This is a genomic window from Pseudomonas sp. AD21 (assembly GCF_002878485.1).
Taxonomy (GTDB): domain Bacteria; phylum Pseudomonadota; class Gammaproteobacteria; order Pseudomonadales; family Pseudomonadaceae; genus Aquipseudomonas.
The window spans coordinates 133,567-151,882 of record NZ_NQYG01000005.1; the positions used below are offsets into that span (position 1 = coordinate 133,567).

Sequence of the window (18,316 nt, forward strand, 5' to 3'; positions counted from 1 at the left end):
GGCTTGCTCGCGAAGAGGCCCGTCCAGACACTAAAGATTCAGAGCTTGGCCGCCGCCAGTTCAGGCGCCACCCAATCGCTGACCTTGAACGGCTTGCGAATCAGTTTCTGCTGCGCCGCCAAGTCCACCGAGTCCTGCAATTTGCCGAGGAACACCGGGTCCAGGGTCGACGGGAATACTTCGCTGAGTTTCTGATCCTGCAGATCCTGCGACAGGATCACCGGTGGATAACTTGCCAGCCCCGACACCAGTTGCACATAGGCGTCCTTGTTGCTGTCCTGGGTCAGCCACTCCACCGCCTGCTGCTGCGCCTTGAGCAGTTTCGCCACGGCCTCCGGATGCCCGTCGACAAACTTGCCAGCGCCCACCAGCACCGACTGCACGCTGCCGGCGCCGCCCAGGTCCCTGGTGTTCAGCGGCAATTCCGCCAGCCCCTTGGCTTGCAGCGCCGTCAGCCCTGAGCTGCCCCACGACGCGTCGATCTGTTTGGCCGCCAGTGCCGCGACCGCGCCGCTGAAGTCGAGGTTGATCACCTTCAAGTCCTTCTCGCTCAAACCCTGGCTGGCCAGCGCCGCGTCAAACGACAACTGCGTGGCGGTGCCACGGAAGATCGCCACGCGCTTGCCCTTGAGATCCTGCAAGGTCTTGATCCCCGAACCCGGCACCACGCCCAGATACTGCTTCACCCCGCGCGCACTGGCGCTGAGCAGACGCGTATCGAGGCCGTTGGACTTGCCGATGATCGCTGCCAGATCGCCCAGATACGCCAGATCGACCTGCCCGTTGGCGAACGCCTCGTTGATCACCGGCCCGGCACCCTTGAAGAAGCTCCACTGGATCTTGATGCCCTGATCGGCAAAGGCCTTTTCGAAGATCTGCCGATCACGCAGCACATCCACCACACCGCCACCGCTGTGCTGGGTACCGGCGCTCAGGTCGGGCACGGCGATCCTGATTTCCTCGAGTTCGTCGGCGTGCGCGGTAAAGGCCAGCAGTCCCGCCAGCGCCGGGATGGTCAACAGACTGAAGACACGTTCGAAGGGAAGGTTCATGGGTGCGGCTCCTTGATCACGACGGGCGTTGAGGAGCCGAAAGTAGGCCGAATCACGACCTTCGCTTAAATACTATAAATGCACATTTTTATAGCTTTTTTAGCTAAGCCAGAAACGACGCGGCTTGCAGCGGCCTATGCATTAACAGCATCGAAAATATTCTTCGAATGCATTGGATGCGCATCGCGCTGGAGGCCTTAAATGGTCTTGCTTATCTCTTAATAGAATTAATTTAAATTTTATTAGACCAAATTTTCATACACCGCTAACCCACTGCGGAAGCGGGCTTGCTCGCGAAGAGACCGTGTCATCCACCATCACTGGCGCCTGACACTCCACCTTCGTGAGCTAGCCCACGCCCACACCAGCACAGCGGTCAGCCATGCAACCCGACAACGGAGGTCACCCATGGCCCGTGATTCCCTGCTCAGCCTGCCGCTGCCCGCGCCGCCGCTCAAACGTCGGCGGGCGTGGCCAAGCCTCAACCAACGCCTGTTGCCCTGGCTGCTGCCGATCAGCCTGTTCGCCCTGTGGTGGCTGGCGGCGCGCAATCAATGGATGAGCGAACAGATCCTGCCGGCGCCATCATTGGTATGGAACAGCGCTATCGAGTTGTCCCAGGGTGAATTGTGGAGTCACCTGTGGATCAGCCTGCAACGCCTGCTCTGGGGTTTGCTCGCAGGGATATCCGCTGGCGCAGTGTTGGGTGCTGCGCTGGGTTTCAGCCGGCGTCTCGAACGCTTGGCCTTTCCGACATTCGCTGGTCTGGCACAGGTGCCGACGCTGGCGTGGATTCCGCTGTTTATGGTGTTTTTCGGTATCGGCGAAGTGTTGAAACTGGTGGTGCTGATCAAAGCCATCGTGGTCCCCGTGACCCTGCACACACTGGTCGGCGTCCGTGATGCACAACCGAAACTGCGCGAAGCCGCCGCTGTGTTGCGTCTGCCTCCCTACTTGCTGATCCGCCGCCTGGTGTTGCCCGCCGCGCTGCCGGCGTTCATGGCCGGCGTTCGCCTGGCCCTGGCTGCGGGCTGGACCTCGTTGCTGGCAGTGGAGTTGCTGGCGTCCAGCGAAGGCATCGGTTACCTGATGGTCTGGGCGCGACAGCTGTTCATGCTCGACATCGTGTTCGTGTGCATCGTGGTCATCAGTGTGCTCGGTGTAGCGATGGATCGCGGCATCGGTTTTCTTGACCGCAAACTGGTGCACTGGCCGCACCCGGCGACTGCGGAAATCCGCCGTGGTCCGCGCTATGAAGGCTGGCAGCGGCTGCAACCGTGGCTGTTGCCGCTGAGTCTGCTCGGCCTCTGGCAAGTGGCGAGCGACCAGCAGTGGATCGACGCCAATATTCTGGTCAGCCCGCTGGCGGTGCTGGACACGACAAAAAACGGCCTGCTCGACGGCACGCTGATCAGCGGCATGGCCTTGAGCCTCGGCCGCACCGTTGGCGGTCTGTTGTTGGGTGGCGGACTCGGCTTCGCCCTTGGCCTGCTGCTGGGCCTGTCGCGCACCAGCGAACGGCTGCTCGGCCCGACCCTCGCTGCTGTCCGCCAGATCGCGATTTTCGCCTGGGTGCCGCTGCTCACCGCGTGGTTCGGCCTGGGTGAACTGTCGAAGTGGGTGTTCGTTGCTCTCGCCGCGTTCTTCCCGCTGTTCATCGCCACTCAACGCAGCGTTGCCAACCTCTCGCCGCAACTCAATGAAGCTGCGCAAGTGCTGCGCCTGAGCCTCGGCCAGCGCCTGCGCCGTCTGGTGTTGCCGGGCGCGGCACCGGGGATTTTCGCCGGGCTCAGACTGAGCCTGATCTACGCCTGGCTCGGCACCATCGGCGCCGAATATTTCATGCCGTCCAACGGCGGCATCGGCAGCCAGATGATCGGCGCACAACAGTTGCTGCGCATGGACCTGATCATGGCCGGGATGCTGCTGGTCGGGCTGACCGGCGCCCTGCTCAACCTCATCGGCCAACGCCTGGAAATTCGCGCCACTCGCTGGAGACACGCATGAACGCACCGATTGTCAGCTTCACCCACGTAGGCAAATCCTTCGACGTCGACGGTTTCGAGCTGGAGGCGATTCGCGAATTCAATCTGGACATCGCCGAGGGCGAATTCGTCGCCATCGTCGGCTCCAGCGGTTGCGGTAAATCCACCTTGTTGCGCTTGCTGGTGGGCCTCGATACGCAATTTCGCGGACAGATCACGGTCGATGGCAAAGCCGTCAGTGGCATCGGCGGCGAGCGCGGCATCGTGTTTCAGGAGCACCGTTTGTTCCCATGGTTGACCGTGGCCGACAACATCGGCCTGGGCCTGGTCAACGAGCCACTGGCTGCCTCCGAAAAGCAGCGGCGCATCAACGATTTCATCGATCTGGTCGGCCTGCGCGACTTCACCCGCGCCTATCCACACCAGCTCTCCGGCGGCATGGCCCAGCGCGTGGCGATTGCTCGCGGGCTGGTCGCCAGCCCACGGATTCTGCTGCTCGACGAACCCTTCGGCGCGCTCGACGCACTGACCCGCCAGCAGATGCAGGACGAGCTTCTGGCGATTCGTGCTCGCGCAAAAATCACCACGATTCTGGTCACTCACGATGTCGAGGAAGCGATCTTTCTCGCCGACCGCGTGGTGGTAATGGAGCCGCGTCCGGGACGGATCAAACAGGTGGTCGACATCGCCCTGCCGCATCCGCGTCAGCGCAGCAGTTTCGACTTCCATCAACTGCGTGAAGAGCTGCTGCACGAACTCACCAGTGACGACCATTACCAACCGAGCGTGCCGGTACAGATCCGCGATCTGCCGCTGTCGTTCATTGCCTATTGAGAGGAGCTTCATCGATGCCGCAACGACCCAATTTTCTGGTGATCCTGGCCGACGATCTCGGCTTCTCTGACCTCGGCGCCTTCGGTGGCGAAATCGCCACGCCGAACCTGGATGCCCTGGCCAGCAACGGCCTGCGTCTGACCGATTTCCACACCGCGCCAACCTGTTCACCAACCCGCTCGATGCTGTTGACCGGCACCGATCACCACATCGCCGGCATCGGTACCATGGCCGAGACCCTGACCCCGGAACTGATTGGCAAACCGGGTTACGAGGGTTACTTGAATGACCGCGTGGTCGCCCTGCCCGAGCTGCTGCGCGAGGCCGGTTACCAGACGTTGATGAGCGGCAAATGGCACTTGGGCCTGAAGGCCGAACAGGCGCCGCAGGCCCGTGGTTTCGAGCGTTCGTTCTCGTTGCTGCCGGGGGCGGCCAACCACTACGGTTTCGAGCCGACTTACGATGAGCACACCCCGGGCCTGCTGAAGTCGACCCCGGCGCTGTACATCGAAGACGACACATTCCTCGACGAATTGCCCAAGGATTTCTATTCGTCCGATGCCTTCGGCGACAAGCTGCTGCAGTACCTCAAGGAGCGCGATCAGAGCCGGCCGTTCTTCGCCTATCTGCCCTTCTCCGCACCGCACTGGCCGTTGCAGGCGCCGGCTGACATCGTCGAAAAATACCGTGGCCGCTACGACTCAGGTCCCGAGGTGTTGCGTCTGGAACGCCTGGAAAAACTCAAAACCCTCGGGCTGATCGAGCCCGACGTCGAACCGCACCCGCTGATCCAGCTGAGCGCGCAATGGGATGCGCTGAGCGCTGAGCAAAAACAGATTTCCGCACGGGCGATGGAGGTCTACGCAGCAATGGTCGAGCGCATGGACTGGAACATCGGCCGGGTGGTCGATTACCTGCGCCAGCAAGGGCAACTGGACAACACCTTCATTCTGTTCATGTCCGACAACGGAGCCGAAGGCGCGCTGCTGGAAGCCTTCCCCAAGTTCGGCCCGGAGTTGATGACCTATCTGAACCAGCACTACGACAACAGCCTGGACAACATCGGCCGGGCCAATTCCTACGTCTGGTACGGGCCGAACTGGGCGCAGGTGGCCACCGCGCCGTCACGGCTGTTCAAGGCGTTTACCACCGAGGGCGGGATTCGTGTGCCGGCGCTGCTGCACTACCCGCAACTGCCGATCAAAGGGCAGATCAGCCACGGCTTCGGCACGGTGATGGACATTACCCCGACCATTCTCGACCTGGCCGGCGTGCGTCACCCGGGCAAGCAATGGCACGGCAAACCGGTGGCGCCGTTGCGCGGCAAATCGTGGCTGGGCTTTTTGTCCGGCGAGACGGCGCAGGTGCATGACGAGCACACCGTCACCGGTTGGGAATTGTTTGGACGGCGGGCGATTCGCCAAGGATCGTGGAAAGCGGTGTGGATCCCCGGGCCGGTGGGGCCGGCGACCTGGCAGCTTTATGATCTGGCCAGTGATCCGGGGGAGATTCATGATCTGGCGTTGAGTCAGCCTGATCGGCTCAGCAGCTTGATCGGGCATTGGCAGAGGTATGTGGAAGAGACCGGGGTGATTCTCAGTGCTTCGCCGTTTCAGCCGGATTGAGGTTGCCTGACAAAAAGCTATCGCGAGCAGGCTCACTCCCACAGTTGGAATGCGTTCCCCTGTGGGAGCGGGCTTGCTCGCGAAGAGGCCCGTAAACTCACCCATCAAGCCCGGGCAGTGCGCACCTCTTCCTGCACCACTTCATCCCGACGAACAAACCGGTTTGCCCGCCCAAACGTGCCGAAATCATTGAACCGCACCCCCATCTCACGCATCACTTTATGCGCCACCGGCACCGTCATCTGGCGAATGTAGAACGGTTCCTTGACCACGAAATGGTGAATCCCGTGGCTGCTGCCGAAGTTGAAGCAGAACGCCTGCAACGGCCACAACCACCACGGATTCAGCACCTGACATTGCTGCAGCACATTGCCTGGCTCGACATCACCGTAGTAATGCATGTTCGAGCTGATGAAGTGCAGGCAAAACGTGCGCAGTACGTTCGGGCCGATGATCACCACTGCCGCAATGTCGATCACCTGCATGACCGACAGCGTGGTCGCCGACCATTCAATCGGCGACCCCATGAGGTAGGCGACCCCATTCGCCGCGTGGAAGCCGAGAAACACGTACCACGCGCCCCAATGCACCAGCGCCAGCGGCGCGTAGACCTTCAGCGAGCGTTTGATGATGCTGATTTTGTGCGCCCAGGTTTTCGCCCGCAGCATGCGGATGAACGCCGACATCACGTTGTCACCGACCATCAGCAACCGGGCAAAGCCCCACGGTTCGCCGTTGGTGATCGCCCGTTCCTCCATGTCGGTTTCGGTGCCGGAAACCTTGTGGTGGTTGAGGTGCAAGTGCCGGCGAATCCACGGATTGATCGTACTCGGCCGCGCCAGCCACACCAGGCCCATCATCAGGTTGTGCGGCACGCGCTGTTTGCGGAAATACATGCTGTGGATCAGGTCGTGTTCCAGCTCATGGGTCAACGAGGCAAAAAACGCGTTGAGCAGCAGGCATACCCACCACGCCATGTGGCCAGTGATGTACAGCGCCGCCGAACCGATCATCCCGGCCAGGGCAAAGGCCAGAATCCCCGCACCCAACGCATCCTGATGCTGCAGGATCGGGTAGCGCTCACGCAGTTCAACGCCCTTGGCCAGCACCACTTCGCGAATATGCGCTGATCGCTGGGCAGCATTGTGTCGCTGGGGGCTTGCAGAAGTACGGTCCATGCTTCCATCCTCTGGTTATCGATGTTCGCATCCTGCGCTGTGCAGTTGCAGAACACGCTAGCCGAGAACGCCAACCTGTTGACCGGAAGCGCCAATCAGCATGAAGGAACCGACCTCCCTCGCCAGCTGGACCCGTGCCTTGCGCAAGCAACTCGATGCGCTGGGGCTGGACAGCATTGCCCTGTGCCAACAGGCCGGCCTCGACCCGCAGCTGATGGACGATCCGAACGCGCGCTATCCGCTGTCCGGCACCACGCGCCTGTGGGAGCTGGCGGTGCAGACCAGCGGCGATCCGGCAATCGGCCTGCGGGTCTCGCGGTTCGTCAGCCCGACCACGTTCCATGCGCTCGGTTATGCGCTGGTGGCCAGCGGCAGCCTGCGCGAGGTGTTCGAGCGCATCGTGCGTTATCACCCGGTGGTCAGCGATGCGCTGGAGCTGGAACTGAGCCGCAGCGATGACCGCTATCTGTTTCGGCTGAACATCCCGTCAGGCAATCCGGCGCCGGCCTTCGAGGCCATCGATGCGTTTGCCGCAATCTACGTGCGCACCTGCCGAAATCGCCTGGGCCGTGACTACGCGCCGCTGGCGGTGTACTTGCGCCGTCCGGAGCCGGGCGATGCGCATCAATGGCACAAGGTATTCCGCGCCCCGGTGCACTTCAGCGCCGCCGAGGATCGTCTGGAGTTCGCCCTCGCCGACTTCGACAGCCACCTCGACGACGCTAACCCGGAACTGGCCGAACACAATGAAGCGGTGCTCAAGCGCACCCTGGCCCAGCTCAAGCCGCTGACCTGGGAACGCAAGGTGCGCGACGCCATCGAAGAACAACTGCCCGAGGGCGAGCCCAGTGCCGAGCGCATCGCCCAGGCGCTGCACCTGAGCCTGCGCAGTTTGCAAAGGCATCTGGCGGATGAAGGGTGTCGCTTCGACACGCTGCTCAACGAGAGCCGCGAGAATCTGGCGTTGCTGCACCTGCGCGATCCGCAGTGTTCGTTGAGTGAAGTGAGTTATCTGCTGGGGTTTGCTGACACAAGCAGCTTCAGTCGGGCGTTCAAGCGCTGGACGGGGATGACGCCGGGGCAGTTTCGCGATCAGTTACGTTGATTGATCCGGAATTTGTGCTGAATCGACTGGCCTCTTCGCGGGCAAGCCCGGCTCCCACAGTGACCGTGTCGTACACAAAATTCATATACGCCAGATAAACCTGTAGGAGTGAATTTTAGAGTGTGGCGAGAGCTCGCAATCGCTCGGCATCGAGGATCTCGATCTCGCCGTAACCCAGCCCGATGATCCCCTGCCCCTGCAAATCCTTGAGGATCTGGTTGGTGGTCTGGCGTGACAGCGACAGCATCGACGCCAGCTGTTCCTGAGGCAGTTGCAGTACCCGACGCGGCGGGTCGATCTCGCCGTAGCCTTCGGCAATCATCAGCAGGCGATGGGCCAGGCGCGCCGGGGCCGGCAGCAAACTGAGCTGTTCGAGGTTGATGAAGGTCAAGCGCAATTTCTGGCTCATCAGCAGCGCCAGATGCCGCCAATAAAGCGGGTGCTCGTCGAGGATTTTCAGAAGCGTGTTTTGCGCAATGTTCAGCAGGGTGCACGGCCCGACGGCGTAGGCGTCATGGGTGCGCGGCTGGCCGTCGAACAGGCAGATCTCGCCGAACCAGTGCGGCGCTTCCACCAGGCTCAACAACGCCTCCTTGCCCTGCTCACTTACTGCACCGATACGGATCGCGCCGTCGAGCACCGCGTACAAACCGCACGGCGCATCACCGCGCTGAAACAGCCGCTGCCCCGCGGTCAGCCGGCGTTCCCGGGCCGCCGTCAGCAGACTATCCTGAAAGGATGCAGGCAGATGACTGAACCATTGCCCGGTCATCAGCTGTGAACGCTTATCCATGAACACTCCAAATTGTCGCCTGCCTGACAGAGCTAATGCCGAACCCTGGGCATGCTGCTCTCACCCTACAGGAGGAACAACAATGAAAAGCCTCGTCGATCATTTGAGTCAATACGCCGCGTATCACCGTGACCCGCGCAACATCGCCAGCCACTTTATCGGCATTCCGCTGATCGTGGTGGCGGTGGCAGTGTTGTTGTCGCGACCAGAATGGTCACTGGGCGGCTTGTGGCTATCGCCGGCGGTGCTGCTGGCACTGGCCTCTGCGTGGTTCTACCTGCGCCTGGAAGTGAAACTCGGCGTGTTGATGACGGTGCTGATGGGCCTGTCGGTCTGGGCCGGGCACACGCTGGCGCAGCAGAGCACCACGGTCTGGCTGAGCAGCGGTCTGGCGATGTTTGTGATTGGCTGGGTAATCCAGTTTGTCGGGCACCACTACGAGGGGCGCAAACCGGCGTTTGTCGATGACGTGAGCGGGCTGATCGTCGGGCCGCTGTTTGTGGTGGCGGAAGTGACCTTCCTGCTCGGCATGCGCCATGAGTTGAAAGAGCAGATCGAGGCGCGGGCGGGTGTGGTGCGGGTCAATCCGAATCGTGCAGCCGTGTAGACCGCTTTCGCGAGCAAGCCCGCTCCCACAATGGAATGCATTCCAAAGGTGGGAGCGAGCCTGCTCGCGAAGCTTTTGATCTTAAAGGCTGGCGACTTTCTGCCAGACCTTCGGTTTGAAGAACAGCGTTTCACCCTTGGCCAGACCGATCAGGCTGTCATGGTCTTTCACCACTTCAGCCTCGATCAGATCCGTCTGCCCTTCCACCTTCAACGTCACCCGCGTGGTTGCGCCCAACGGGCGGATATCGCGCACTTCAGCGGCGTGGTGATCTTCCAGCTCATGTTTGGACAACGACACTTCGTGCGGGCGGAACAGCACGTGGTTGTCGTCACTGAGCAGCAAGCGGTTCGAGTCGCCGAGGAAGTGATAAACGAAATCGCTGGCCGGGTTTTCGTAGACGTCGCCCGGTGAGCCGATCTGCTCGATCACACCCTTGTTCATCACCACGATGCGGTCAGCGACTTCCATCGCCTCTTCCTGGTCGTGGGTCACGAATACCGAGGTCAGGTTGATGTCTTCGTGCAGACGCGCGAGCCAGCGGCGCAGCTCTTTACGGACTTTGGCGTCGAGGGCGCCGAACGGTTCGTCGAGCAGCAGCACTTTCGGTTCCACCGCCAAGGCGCGAGCCAGGGCGATACGCTGACGCTGGCCGCCGGACAATTGCTCCGGGTAGCGATCCGACAGCCAGTCCAGTTGCACCATGTTCAGCAGTTCGTGGACCTTGACCGCGATCTGGCTTTCGCTCGGGCGCTGGTTTTTCGGTTTCATGCGCAGGCCGAACGCGACGTTGTCGAACACCGTCATGTGGCGGAACAGCGCGTAGTGCTGGAACACGAAACCGACGTTGCGATCACGCACGTCGTGGCCAGAGACGTCTTCACCGTGAAAGACGATGTTGCCCTGATCCGGGGTTTCCAGACCGGCAATAATGCGCAGCAAGGTGGTTTTGCCGCAGCCCGACGGACCGAGCAACGCGACCAGCTCACCGCTGTGGATGTCCAGGCTGATGTTGTCCAGCGCCTTGAACGCATTGAAATTCTTGCTGACGTTACGCACTTCGATCGACATGAATTATTCCTCCGCGGCGCTGGCGCGCAGGCGGTTGATACGGTTTTCGCTCCACTGCTTGAGCAGCAGGATGAAGAGCGCCAGGATCAGCAACAGGCTCGCCACGGCGAACGCGGCCACGTGGTTGTATTCGTTGTAGAGGATCTCGACGTGCAGCGGCAAGGTGTTGGTCACCCCGCGAATGTGCCCGGAGACCACCGACACCGCACCAAACTCACCCATGGCCCGCGCGGTGCACAGCACCACGCCATAGATCAGGCCCCATTTGATGTTGGGGACGGTGACGTGCCAGAACATCTGCCAGCCGTTGGCGCCGAGCAGACGTGCGGCTTCCTCTTCCTGCGTACCTTGCTCCTGCATCAGCGGGATCAGTTCGCGCGCCACGAACGGCACGGTGACGAAGATCGTCGCCAGCACAATGCCAGGCAGGGCGAAAACGATCTGGATGTCGTGATCCTGCAGCCACGGCCCGAACAGGCCCTGGGCACCGAACATCAGCACGTAGACCAGACCTGCGATCACCGGCGATACCGAGAACGGCAGGTCGATCAGCGTTACCAGCATGCTCTTGCCGCGGAACGAATATTTGCTCACGCACCACGCGGCGCTGACCCCGAACACCAGGTTCAGCGGCACCGAAATCAGCACGGCAAACACGGTGAGTTTCAGCGCCGACAGCGCATCCGGCTCAAAGATCGCGGTGAAGAACGCACCGAGGCCGTTTTTCAAACCCTGCGACACCACGATGAACAGCGGCAGCAGCAGAAACAGGAAAAAGATCAGCCAGCCAAGACCGATCAGGACTCTGCGCGAAGTGGCACTGCCACGGCGCGCAGCGTTGGCCGAGGACGCGGCCGCAATAGACGATTGGGACATGGTTCGCGCCTCCTTATGGGGTTTCGATGCGCCGCTGCAGCAAGTTGATCAGCAGCAACAGAACGAAGGAAACCACCAGCATCAGCACGCCGATGGAAGTGGCGCCGGTGTAATCGTATTGGTCGAGCTTGACCATGATCAGCAGCGGCAGGATCTCGGTTTTCATCGGCATGTTGCCGGCAATGAAAATCACCGAACCGTACTCGCCGACACCCCGCGCGAACGCCAGGGCAAAACCGGTCAGCCAGGCGGGCAGCAGCGCTGGCAGCAGGATGTGGCGGAACACCTGCAGTGGCTTCGCCCCGAGGCAGGCGGCGGCTTCTTCGACTTCACGCGGGATGTCGGCCAGTACCGGCTGCACCGTGCGCACCACGAACGGCAGCGTGACGAAAGTCAGCGCCAGGGTGATGCCCAACGGGGTGTAGGCGATTTTGAAACCGAGGTCGGCGGCGAACTGCCCGACCAGGCCGGTCGGGGTGTACAGCGCGGTCAGCGCAATACCGGCCACGGCCGTCGGCAGGGCGAACGGCAGATCGATCATCGCGTCGATCACCTTGCGCCCGGGGAAGGTGTAGCGCACCAGCACCCAGGCCAGCAGCGTACCGATGATGCCGTTGATGATTGCCGCACACAGTGCGGTGCCGAAACTCAGCTTCAGAGCGGCCAGCACGCGCGGGGCGGAGATGATCGTCCAGAACTGATCCCAGGTGAGTTGGGCGGCGTGGACGAACATCGCCGCCAGCGGGATGAGCACAATCAGGCTGAGGTACACCAAGGTGTAACCCAGCGTCAGCCCGAAGCCGGGTATGACGGGGGAGATACGACGCGACATAAAAGTCCCTGGTTAAAAACGCATCAATGTGGGAGCGGGCTTGCTCGCGAATGGGCCCTATCATTCAACATTTATGCCGTCTGACACACCGTCTTCGCGAGCAAGCCCGCTCCCACATGTTTTGTGCCTGAACATCAGGCTCGTTTCATTTGAGATTACTGCGCCTGATAGATCTGGTCGAACACGCCACCGTCGTTGAAGAATTTCGGCTGCGCGGATTTCCAGCCGCCGAAGTCCTTGTCGATGGTCACCAGTTCCAGTTTCGGGAACTGCTGGGCGTACTTCGCCGCCACGTCCTTGTCACGCGGGCGGTAGAAGTTCTTCGCGGCGATCTCCTGACCGGCCGGGCTATACAGGTGCTTCAGATAGGCTTCGGCGATCTGCTCGTTGCCCTTCTTCTCGGCATTCTTGTCGACCACAGCCACTGGCGGTTCGGCGAGGATCGACAGCGACGGCACAACGATGTCGAACTTGTCGGCGCCGCCTTCTTCTTTCAGCGCCAGGAACGCTTCGTTTTCCCAGGCCAGCAACACGTCACCCTGACCGTTGTTGACGAAGGTGATGGTCGAGCCACGGGCACCGGTGTCCAGTACCGGAACGTGCTTGAACAGGGTCTGTACGTACTCTTTGGCTTTTTCTTCGCTGCCGCCGTTGGCTTTCAGGCCATAGGCCCACGCGGCGAGGAAGTTCCAGCGCGCACCACCGGATGTTTTCGGGTTCGGGGTGATCACCGAGACGTCGTTCTTGACCAGGTCACCCCAGTCCTTGATGCCTTTCGGGTTGCCCTTGCGCACCAGGAACACGATGGTCGAGGTGTACGGGGTGCTGGCGTCCGGCAGACGCTTCTGCCAGTCGGCCGGCAGGGTCTTGCCGAGTTTGGCGATTTCGTCGATGTCGCCGGCCAGCGCCAGCGTCACGACGTCGGCCCGCAGACCGTCGATTACCGCGCGACCCTGCTTGCCCGAACCGCCGTGGGACTGCTGGATTTTCACGGTATCGCCGGCATGGTCCTGCTGCCAGAACTTGATGAATTCGGCGTTGTAGTCCTGATACAGCTCACGGGTCGGGTCATACGACACGTTGAGCAGTTCGTAATCCTTGGCAACCGCGGAACCGGCAAACACAGCACTGGCCAGGGCGGCCAAAGCGTAACGGCGAATCGACGACATGGTGAAAGCTCCTGGAATTCTGGGTGGTGGCTTTTTCTTATGTGTTGCTGGAGTCGGGTTGCTCATTCAAAGATCGCCGCCTGCGACAGCTCTTGCGCACAGCCCCCCTGCAGAAGCTGGCGCAGGCTGCGATCTTTTTCAGCTCGGTTTGTTGCCCGGCTGCTGCAAACGGAATTTCTCTTTGCGTTCGATCTGTACGACCTGGGCGTTGTGCACAGTGATCTCCACCGCGCCGAAACGCAGATCGCGCAGGGCGCTCTGGATTTCACGCAAGATGGTGGTTTCGTCCTGACCGTCAACGCTGCGAAGGGATGCGCTCATGGTGCTGCTCCTTTGAATGGGATATGCCTGGCAGTGGGCGGCACTGCGTTCGGCGTGGGAGCAATATAAGAGAGGCGCAGATATTCTTAAAAAGACTATTTAAGAATGTTTATATAACTAGAAAACATTATCTGGCGGGGCAAGGGTTTGCGCAGATTCGGGACCGACAGATAACCCTGTGGTGAGGGGATTTATCCCCGCTGGACTGCGCAGCAGTCCCAAAATTTTCAGAGTCGATTCGCAACCCAATGGGGATAAATCCCCTCGCCACAGGTTTTGTACTCACCACAGATACTGGATTCAGCCGATAACAGGAGCCTTCGCCCAATCAATCTCCCCCGCCGGCACCGGCCGCCCAAACCAGTAGCCCTGGCCCAGATCACATTCCTGATCCAGCAGAAACGCCGCCTGCTCGGCCTGCTCGATGCCTTCGGCGTGCACCTGCATGCCCATGCTGCGGGCCAGCGCGATGATCACGCGAACGATCGCCACATCGTCCTCGTCAGACGGCAGCCCGGCGACAAAACCCTGATCGATCTTGAGCTTCTGCACCGGCAGGCGCTTGAGCCGCAGCAGCGATGAATACCCGGTGCCAAAATCGTCGATGGCCAGGCGAATGCCCAACTCGCGCAACCGATGCATTTGCTCAAGCGCCACTTCCGGGTCGTCCATCACCGCACTTTCGGTGACTTCCAGCTCCAGACAGGCCGGATCCAGCCCGGTCTCGTGCAGCACCTGCGCCACCTGCTGATACAGCTCGCGCCGGGCAAACAGCCGCGACGAGACGTTCACCGCGACGAACGACAGGACAATCCCGGCCTGCTGCCATCGGCACATCTGCGAACACGCCTGGCGCATGACCCAGGCGTCGATTTCGGCAATCAGCCCGGTGCGCTCGGCAATCGGAATGAATTCCGCCGGCGACACCACCCCCCGCTGCGGATGCTGCCAGCGCACCAGCGCTTCGACACCGATCAGGCGACGGGTACTCAGATCGTGAACCGGTTGGTAATAGACGCGCAGTTCCTGCTGCTCCAGCGCGCGTCGCAGTTCGAAAGCGATCTCGACCCGTTGCTGCGCATGGGCGGTCAGTTCTTCGGTGTACAACGCATAACCGTTGCGCCCGCTGCTCTTGGCCTTGAACAGCGCGGCGTCGGCATTGCGCAACAGTTGGTCGGCACTCAGCGCGTCGCTGGGGAACAGGCTGATGCCGATACTGGCGTTGATGAACAGCTCGTGCCGGTCGATGCCGAACGGCTCCTTCAGCGCATCGAGAATGCGCTGGGCCAGCGCCGCAGCCTGCACCAGTTGTGGACAACTTTCCGCCAGCACCGCGAACTCGTCACCGCCGAGCCGCGCCAGGGTAATCCCGGGGCCGAACAGGTCCTGCAGGCGCGCCGCTACCGCTTTGAGCAAACAGTCGCCGACGTTGTGCCCGAGGCTGTCGTTGATCATCTTGAAGTGATCGAGATCGATCATCAGCAAGGCGCAGCCGCGCTTGTGAATCTGCGCCGAGGCCAGCGCCTGCTCGGCGCGGTCGCTGAACAGCAGGCGGTTGGGCAGGTCGGTCAAAGGATCGTGGTGGGCGAGGTGCTTGAGTTCGTGTTCGGAGTCCTTGATCGCACTGATGTCGGAAAACACCGCCACGTAGTGACTGAGGCGATTCTGGTCGTCGTGAATGACGCGGATGGTCTGCCACTGTGGATAAATTTCACCGCCCTTGCGCCGGTTCCAGATTTCCCCGCTCCACTCGCCGTGGGCCTGCAGGGTGGCGAACATCGCCTGATAGAAGCCCGGTGGATGGTGGCCGGACTTGAACAGGCTCGGCTGATGGCCGAGGACTTCTTCGCGCTGGTAGCCCGTGATCTCCATGAACGCACGGTTGACGTGCACGATCAGGCCCTCGCGATTGGTGACCAGCACCCCTTCGCGGGTGCAATCGAACACCGCTGCCGCCTGGCGCAGGCGCTCACGGTCGGCCTGACGCTCGCGCAACCGCGCACCAATGCCGAGAAACTCACACAGACGCACGCGCGCCAGAAAGATCAACCCGGCACTCAGCGCCGCCCAGACGTAACCGTTGATCAGTTGCCATCGCAGTTGATCGACGGACTCATCGAAGAAATTGTTTAATAAATAACCAGTCCCTTGCAGCCAAGCGGCCGCAAGCACGAGATAAAGCAGCGCTGCACGCAAGGCATCGCGATATGTGGCAGACATTCGGCTGTCCATGTCCCTACAAAAAGGTTGGAATTATAGGTCAAGAAACATCCAGCGACTCTTATCTGAAAGGGCGACTGGTTTTATCTGTGTGCTTGGTGATAATGCAACGGCTGTTTTTTTCTTTTTCGAGGGCCCTATAGCCTATGTGGTACGAAGGTTTTCTTGGCTTGTCGGCCTGGTCACTGGTCGCGGTCACCCTGCTGATGACCCACGTGACAATTGTCGCCGTCACGGTCTATCTGCACCGTTACTCGGCCCATCGCTCGCTTGAACTGAACGCTGGCCTGAAACACTTTTTCCGCTTCTGGCTGTGGCTGACCACGGCGCAGAACACCCGCGAGTGGACCGCCATCCACCGTAAACACCACGCCAAATGCGAAACCGAAGATGACCCGCACAGTCCGGTCATCAAGGGCCTGTCCACCGTGCTGCGCAAAGGCGCCGAGCTGTATCGCGCCGAAGCCGAGAACCCGGAGACCCTGCGCATCTACGGCAAGAACTGTCCCGAAGACTGGATCGAGCGCAATCTCTACAGCCGCTATCCGCTGCTGGGCGTGGCGATCATGGGCGTCATCGACCTGCTGCTGTTCGGCACCATCGGCATCACCATCTGGGCGATCCAGATGATGTGGATCCCGGTCTGGGCTGCCGGCGTGGTCAACGGTCTGGGGCATGCCATCGGCTACCGCAACTTCGAATGCCGCGACGCGGCGACCAATCTGGTGCCGTGGGGCATCCTGATCGGCGGCGAAGAGCTGCACAACAACCATCACACCTACCCTAACTCGGCCAAGCTCTCGGTGAAGAAGTGGGAGTTCGACCTCGGCTGGGCGTGGATCAAGGTCTTCAGCTTCCTCGGTCTGGCCAAGGTGCAGCGTGTGGCACCGATCGCCCACCGCGTCGAAGGCAAGGGCAATCTGGACATGGACACCGCCATGGCGATCCTCAACAACCGCTTCCAGATCATGGCCCAGTACCGCAAATTGGTGATCGGCCCGCTGGTCAAGCAGGAGCTGGACAAGGTCGATCATTCGGTACGCCATCAATTCCATCGGGCCAAACGCCTGCTCTCGCGGGAAACCAGCCTGCTGGAAGACCGTCATCACTTGCGCATCCAGAACATGCTCGAGCACAGCCAGGCGCTGAAGGTAATCTACGAAAAACGCCTGGCCCTGCAGCAGATCTGGGTCAAGACCAGCGCCAATGGCCACGACATGCTCGCCGCCATCAAGGAATGGGTGCACGAGGCCGAGGCCAGCGGTATCCAGTCCCTGCGGGAATTCGCTGACCAGTTGAAAACCTACTCGCTGCGTCCTGCCGCAGTTTGACCGCGGTGAATGAATCCCCTGTGGTGAGGGGGTTCATCCCCGATCGGTAGCGCAGCTAGCGCAAATCTGACGACGCGTTCTCATTGATGAAACGCGTCATCCCTACCGCCCGGCGGGAGCACGCTCCCTCGCCACAAAAGCGCGGAACTTAGCACCGAAAGCCCTATCTCAAAGACACTTCGCCACCCCGGCGGGCTGTACTGTGGCCGTTGTCGAAATCGCGGCACGCCCTTTGAGATATGTGCCGATGGTCAACAACAATCAAAAAGACTCATCCCTTGCGCAGTGGCCCGAGGCCGCGCAAACCCTGATGGCGCTGATGCACGCCCAAGGCGAAGTCGCCCGGCTGAGCGAGCGCGAACAGCTGTTCAGTTCACTGCTGGTGAGCGTCAACGCGGTGCTGTGGGCGTTCAACTGGGAAACCCGTCAGGTGCTGTACGTCAGCCCCGCGTATGAGCGGATTTTCGGGCGCTCCGCAGGGCTCTTGCTCGCCGACTACAACCAGTGGCGCGACAGCATCTACCCCGACGACCTGGAATACGCCGAACGCAGTCTCGCCGAAGTCCTGCACAAGGGCGCGGTGGAGGACCGCGAATACCGGATCATCGCCGCCGACGGCCAGGTTCGCTGGCTCAGCGACAAATGCTTCATCAACCGTCAGGACGAGCCTGGGCAACCGGTGATCATTGTCGGCATCGCCGAGGACATCACCGACAAGAAGCACATGGAAACCGAGCTGCAACGCCTGGCGACCACCGACGTGCTGACCCAAAGCAGCAACCGCCGCCATTTCTTCGAATGCGCCAACCGCGAGTTCGAAGAGGCGCGCCTGCAAGGTTCGCCACTGGCCTTTCTGCTGCTGGATATCGATGACTTCAAGCTGATCAACGACAGCTACGGTCACCCCGAGGGCGACAATGTGCTGCAACGGATCGCCGAGTGCGGGCGCGGCTCGTTACGCCGGGGCGATCTATTCGGACGCATTGGCGGCGAGGAGTTCGCCGCGGTGTTCCCCGGTTGCGCACCGGACATGGCGATGCAAGTGGCCGAGCGGCTGCAGCAGGAGATTCAGCGCTTGAGTTTCAGCCATGACGGGCAGACGTTCGGCATCACCGTCAGTCAGGGCCTGACCAGCCTCAAGGAAGGCGACGACAGTCTCGACAGCCTGTTCGCCCGGGCGGATGCGGCGATGTACGAGGCCAAGCGCCAGGGCAAGAACCGGATTATCTCTGCCTGAACCCGGATTCCGATTCAACACATAACCCTGTAGGAGTGAGCCTGCTCGCGATTGGATCTGACATTCAGCATTGATGCTGA

General features: G+C 61.1%; 16 protein-coding genes. 7 read left to right on the plus strand and 9 right to left on the minus strand.

Annotation, left to right across the window (positions count from 1 at the left end):
- Window positions 1–38 precede the first annotated feature (38 nt).
- Window positions 39–1,052: an ABC transporter substrate-binding protein gene (locus PseAD21_RS04915; protein WP_102354724.1), complete on the minus strand. Its 1,014-nt coding sequence runs from the start codon at window positions 1,050–1,052 to the stop codon at window positions 39–41.
- Window positions 1,053–1,460: 408 nt separating this feature from the next.
- On the opposite strand from PseAD21_RS04915, the gene PseAD21_RS04920 reads away from it, so the two are divergent.
- The 3 genes from PseAD21_RS04920 to PseAD21_RS04930 are packed head-to-tail and all read left to right on the plus strand — an operon-like array spanning window position 1,461 to window position 5,496.
- Complete coding sequence (locus PseAD21_RS04920; protein WP_102354725.1) at window positions 1,461–3,059, plus strand: ABC transporter permease; 1,599 nt, start codon at window positions 1,461–1,463, stop codon at window positions 3,057–3,059.
- Entirely contained in the window at window positions 3,056–3,871 is an 816-nt protein-coding gene (locus PseAD21_RS04925) for an ABC transporter ATP-binding protein (RefSeq protein ID WP_102354726.1), read from the plus strand. The genes PseAD21_RS04920 and PseAD21_RS04925 overlap by 4 nt, the downstream gene beginning before the upstream one ends.
- 14 nt (window positions 3,872–3,885) lie before the next feature.
- On the plus strand, window positions 3,886–5,496 hold the full coding sequence (locus tag PseAD21_RS04930) for an arylsulfatase (RefSeq protein WP_102354727.1): 1,611 nt from the start codon (window positions 3,886–3,888) through the stop codon (window positions 5,494–5,496).
- A 104-nt stretch (window positions 5,497–5,600) separates the two neighbouring features.
- Here the strand turns inward: PseAD21_RS04930 and PseAD21_RS04935 are convergent, their stop codons facing one another.
- Entirely contained in the window at window positions 5,601–6,674 is a 1,074-nt protein-coding gene (locus PseAD21_RS04935) for a fatty acid desaturase (RefSeq protein WP_102354728.1), read from the minus strand.
- A 100-nt stretch (window positions 6,675–6,774) separates the two neighbouring features.
- On the opposite strand from PseAD21_RS04935, the gene PseAD21_RS04940 reads away from it, so the two are divergent.
- Complete coding sequence (locus PseAD21_RS04940; protein WP_102354729.1) at window positions 6,775–7,779, plus strand: AraC family transcriptional regulator; 1,005 nt, start codon at window positions 6,775–6,777, stop codon at window positions 7,777–7,779.
- 115 nt (window positions 7,780–7,894) lie between these two features.
- On the opposite strand, the gene PseAD21_RS04945 is transcribed toward PseAD21_RS04940, so the two are convergent.
- Window positions 7,895–8,572, minus strand: coding sequence for a Crp/Fnr family transcriptional regulator (locus PseAD21_RS04945; protein ID WP_102354730.1), 678 nt, complete (start codon window positions 8,570–8,572; stop codon window positions 7,895–7,897).
- A gap of 82 nt (window positions 8,573–8,654) precedes the next feature.
- On the opposite strand from PseAD21_RS04945, the gene PseAD21_RS04950 reads away from it, so the two are divergent.
- Window positions 8,655–9,179, plus strand: a complete 525-nt coding sequence (locus tag PseAD21_RS04950; RefSeq protein WP_102354731.1) for a DUF962 domain-containing protein — start codon at window positions 8,655–8,657, stop codon at window positions 9,177–9,179.
- 81 nt (window positions 9,180–9,260) lie between these two features.
- Here the strand turns inward: PseAD21_RS04950 and PseAD21_RS04955 are convergent, their stop codons facing one another.
- The 6 genes from PseAD21_RS04955 to dibA form a co-directional block, all read right to left on the minus strand.
- Entirely contained in the window at window positions 9,261–10,250 is a 990-nt protein-coding gene (locus PseAD21_RS04955; protein ID WP_102354732.1) for a sulfate/molybdate ABC transporter ATP-binding protein, read from the minus strand.
- A 3-nt stretch (window positions 10,251–10,253) separates the two neighbouring features.
- A complete protein-coding gene (cysW, locus tag PseAD21_RS04960) occupies window positions 10,254–11,126 on the minus strand; it encodes a sulfate ABC transporter permease subunit CysW (RefSeq protein ID WP_041477435.1) in 873 nt (290 codons plus the stop codon).
- Between the two features lie 13 nt (window positions 11,127–11,139).
- Window positions 11,140–11,958: a sulfate ABC transporter permease subunit CysT gene (cysT, locus tag PseAD21_RS04965; RefSeq protein ID WP_007952818.1), complete on the minus strand. Its 819-nt coding sequence runs from the start codon at window positions 11,956–11,958 to the stop codon at window positions 11,140–11,142.
- Window positions 11,959–12,113: 155 nt separating this feature from the next.
- A complete protein-coding gene (locus PseAD21_RS04970; protein ID WP_102354733.1) occupies window positions 12,114–13,127 on the minus strand; it encodes a sulfate ABC transporter substrate-binding protein in 1,014 nt (337 codons plus the stop codon).
- A 138-nt stretch (window positions 13,128–13,265) separates the two neighbouring features.
- Window positions 13,266–13,448 carry a sulfur starvation response protein OscA gene (gene oscA / locus PseAD21_RS04975; RefSeq protein ID WP_003220508.1) on the minus strand — a complete coding sequence of 61 codons (183 nt, stop codon included), beginning with the start codon at window positions 13,446–13,448 and terminating at the stop codon, window positions 13,266–13,268.
- Between the two features lie 300 nt (window positions 13,449–13,748).
- Window positions 13,749–15,668, minus strand: a complete 1,920-nt coding sequence (gene dibA, locus PseAD21_RS04980; RefSeq protein ID WP_102354734.1) for a phosphodiesterase DibA — start codon at window positions 15,666–15,668, stop codon at window positions 13,749–13,751.
- 146 nt (window positions 15,669–15,814) lie between these two features.
- Here dibA and desA point away from each other — a divergent pair, with 146 nt between their 5' ends.
- Window positions 15,815–16,999 (plus strand): delta-9 fatty acid desaturase DesA, encoded by a 1,185-nt coding sequence (gene desA / locus PseAD21_RS04985; RefSeq protein WP_025113401.1) that lies wholly within the window; start codon window positions 15,815–15,817, stop codon window positions 16,997–16,999.
- A gap of 247 nt (window positions 17,000–17,246) precedes the next feature.
- Entirely contained in the window at window positions 17,247–18,236 is a 990-nt protein-coding gene (locus PseAD21_RS04990; RefSeq protein ID WP_102354735.1) for a sensor domain-containing diguanylate cyclase, read from the plus strand.
- The last annotated feature ends 80 nt before the right edge of the window (window positions 18,237–18,316 follow it).

Excerpts from the sequence above, each read along its gene's own strand:
- PseAD21_RS04915 (WP_102354724.1), bottom strand. The coding sequence starts at position 1,052 with ATGAACCTTCCCTTCGAACGTGTCTTCAGTCTGTTGACCATCCCGGCG.
- PseAD21_RS04920 (WP_102354725.1), top strand. The coding sequence starts at position 1,461 with ATGGCCCGTGATTCCCTGCTCAGCCTGCCGCTGCCCGCGCCGCCGCTC.
- PseAD21_RS04925 (WP_102354726.1), top strand. The coding sequence starts at position 3,056 with ATGAACGCACCGATTGTCAGCTTCACCCACGTAGGCAAATCCTTCGAC.
- PseAD21_RS04930 (WP_102354727.1), top strand. The coding sequence starts at position 3,886 with ATGCCGCAACGACCCAATTTTCTGGTGATCCTGGCCGACGATCTCGGC.
- PseAD21_RS04935 (WP_102354728.1), bottom strand. The coding sequence starts at position 6,674 with ATGGACCGTACTTCTGCAAGCCCCCAGCGACACAATGCTGCCCAGCGA.
- PseAD21_RS04940 (WP_102354729.1), top strand. The coding sequence starts at position 6,775 with ATGAAGGAACCGACCTCCCTCGCCAGCTGGACCCGTGCCTTGCGCAAG.
- PseAD21_RS04945 (WP_102354730.1), bottom strand. The coding sequence starts at position 8,572 with ATGGATAAGCGTTCACAGCTGATGACCGGGCAATGGTTCAGTCATCTG.
- PseAD21_RS04950 (WP_102354731.1), top strand. The coding sequence starts at position 8,655 with ATGAAAAGCCTCGTCGATCATTTGAGTCAATACGCCGCGTATCACCGT.
- PseAD21_RS04955 (WP_102354732.1), bottom strand. The coding sequence starts at position 10,250 with ATGTCGATCGAAGTGCGTAACGTCAGCAAGAATTTCAATGCGTTCAAG.
- cysW (WP_041477435.1), bottom strand. The coding sequence starts at position 11,126 with ATGTCCCAATCGTCTATTGCGGCCGCGTCCTCGGCCAACGCTGCGCGC.
- cysT (WP_007952818.1), bottom strand. The coding sequence starts at position 11,958 with ATGTCGCGTCGTATCTCCCCCGTCATACCCGGCTTCGGGCTGACGCTG.
- PseAD21_RS04970 (WP_102354733.1), bottom strand. The coding sequence starts at position 13,127 with ATGTCGTCGATTCGCCGTTACGCTTTGGCCGCCCTGGCCAGTGCTGTG.
- oscA (WP_003220508.1), bottom strand. The coding sequence starts at position 13,448 with ATGAGCGCATCCCTTCGCAGCGTTGACGGTCAGGACGAAACCACCATC.
- dibA (WP_102354734.1), bottom strand. The coding sequence starts at position 15,668 with ATGTCTGCCACATATCGCGATGCCTTGCGTGCAGCGCTGCTTTATCTC.
- desA (WP_025113401.1), top strand. The coding sequence starts at position 15,815 with ATGTGGTACGAAGGTTTTCTTGGCTTGTCGGCCTGGTCACTGGTCGCG.
- PseAD21_RS04990 (WP_102354735.1), top strand. The coding sequence starts at position 17,247 with ATGGTCAACAACAATCAAAAAGACTCATCCCTTGCGCAGTGGCCCGAG.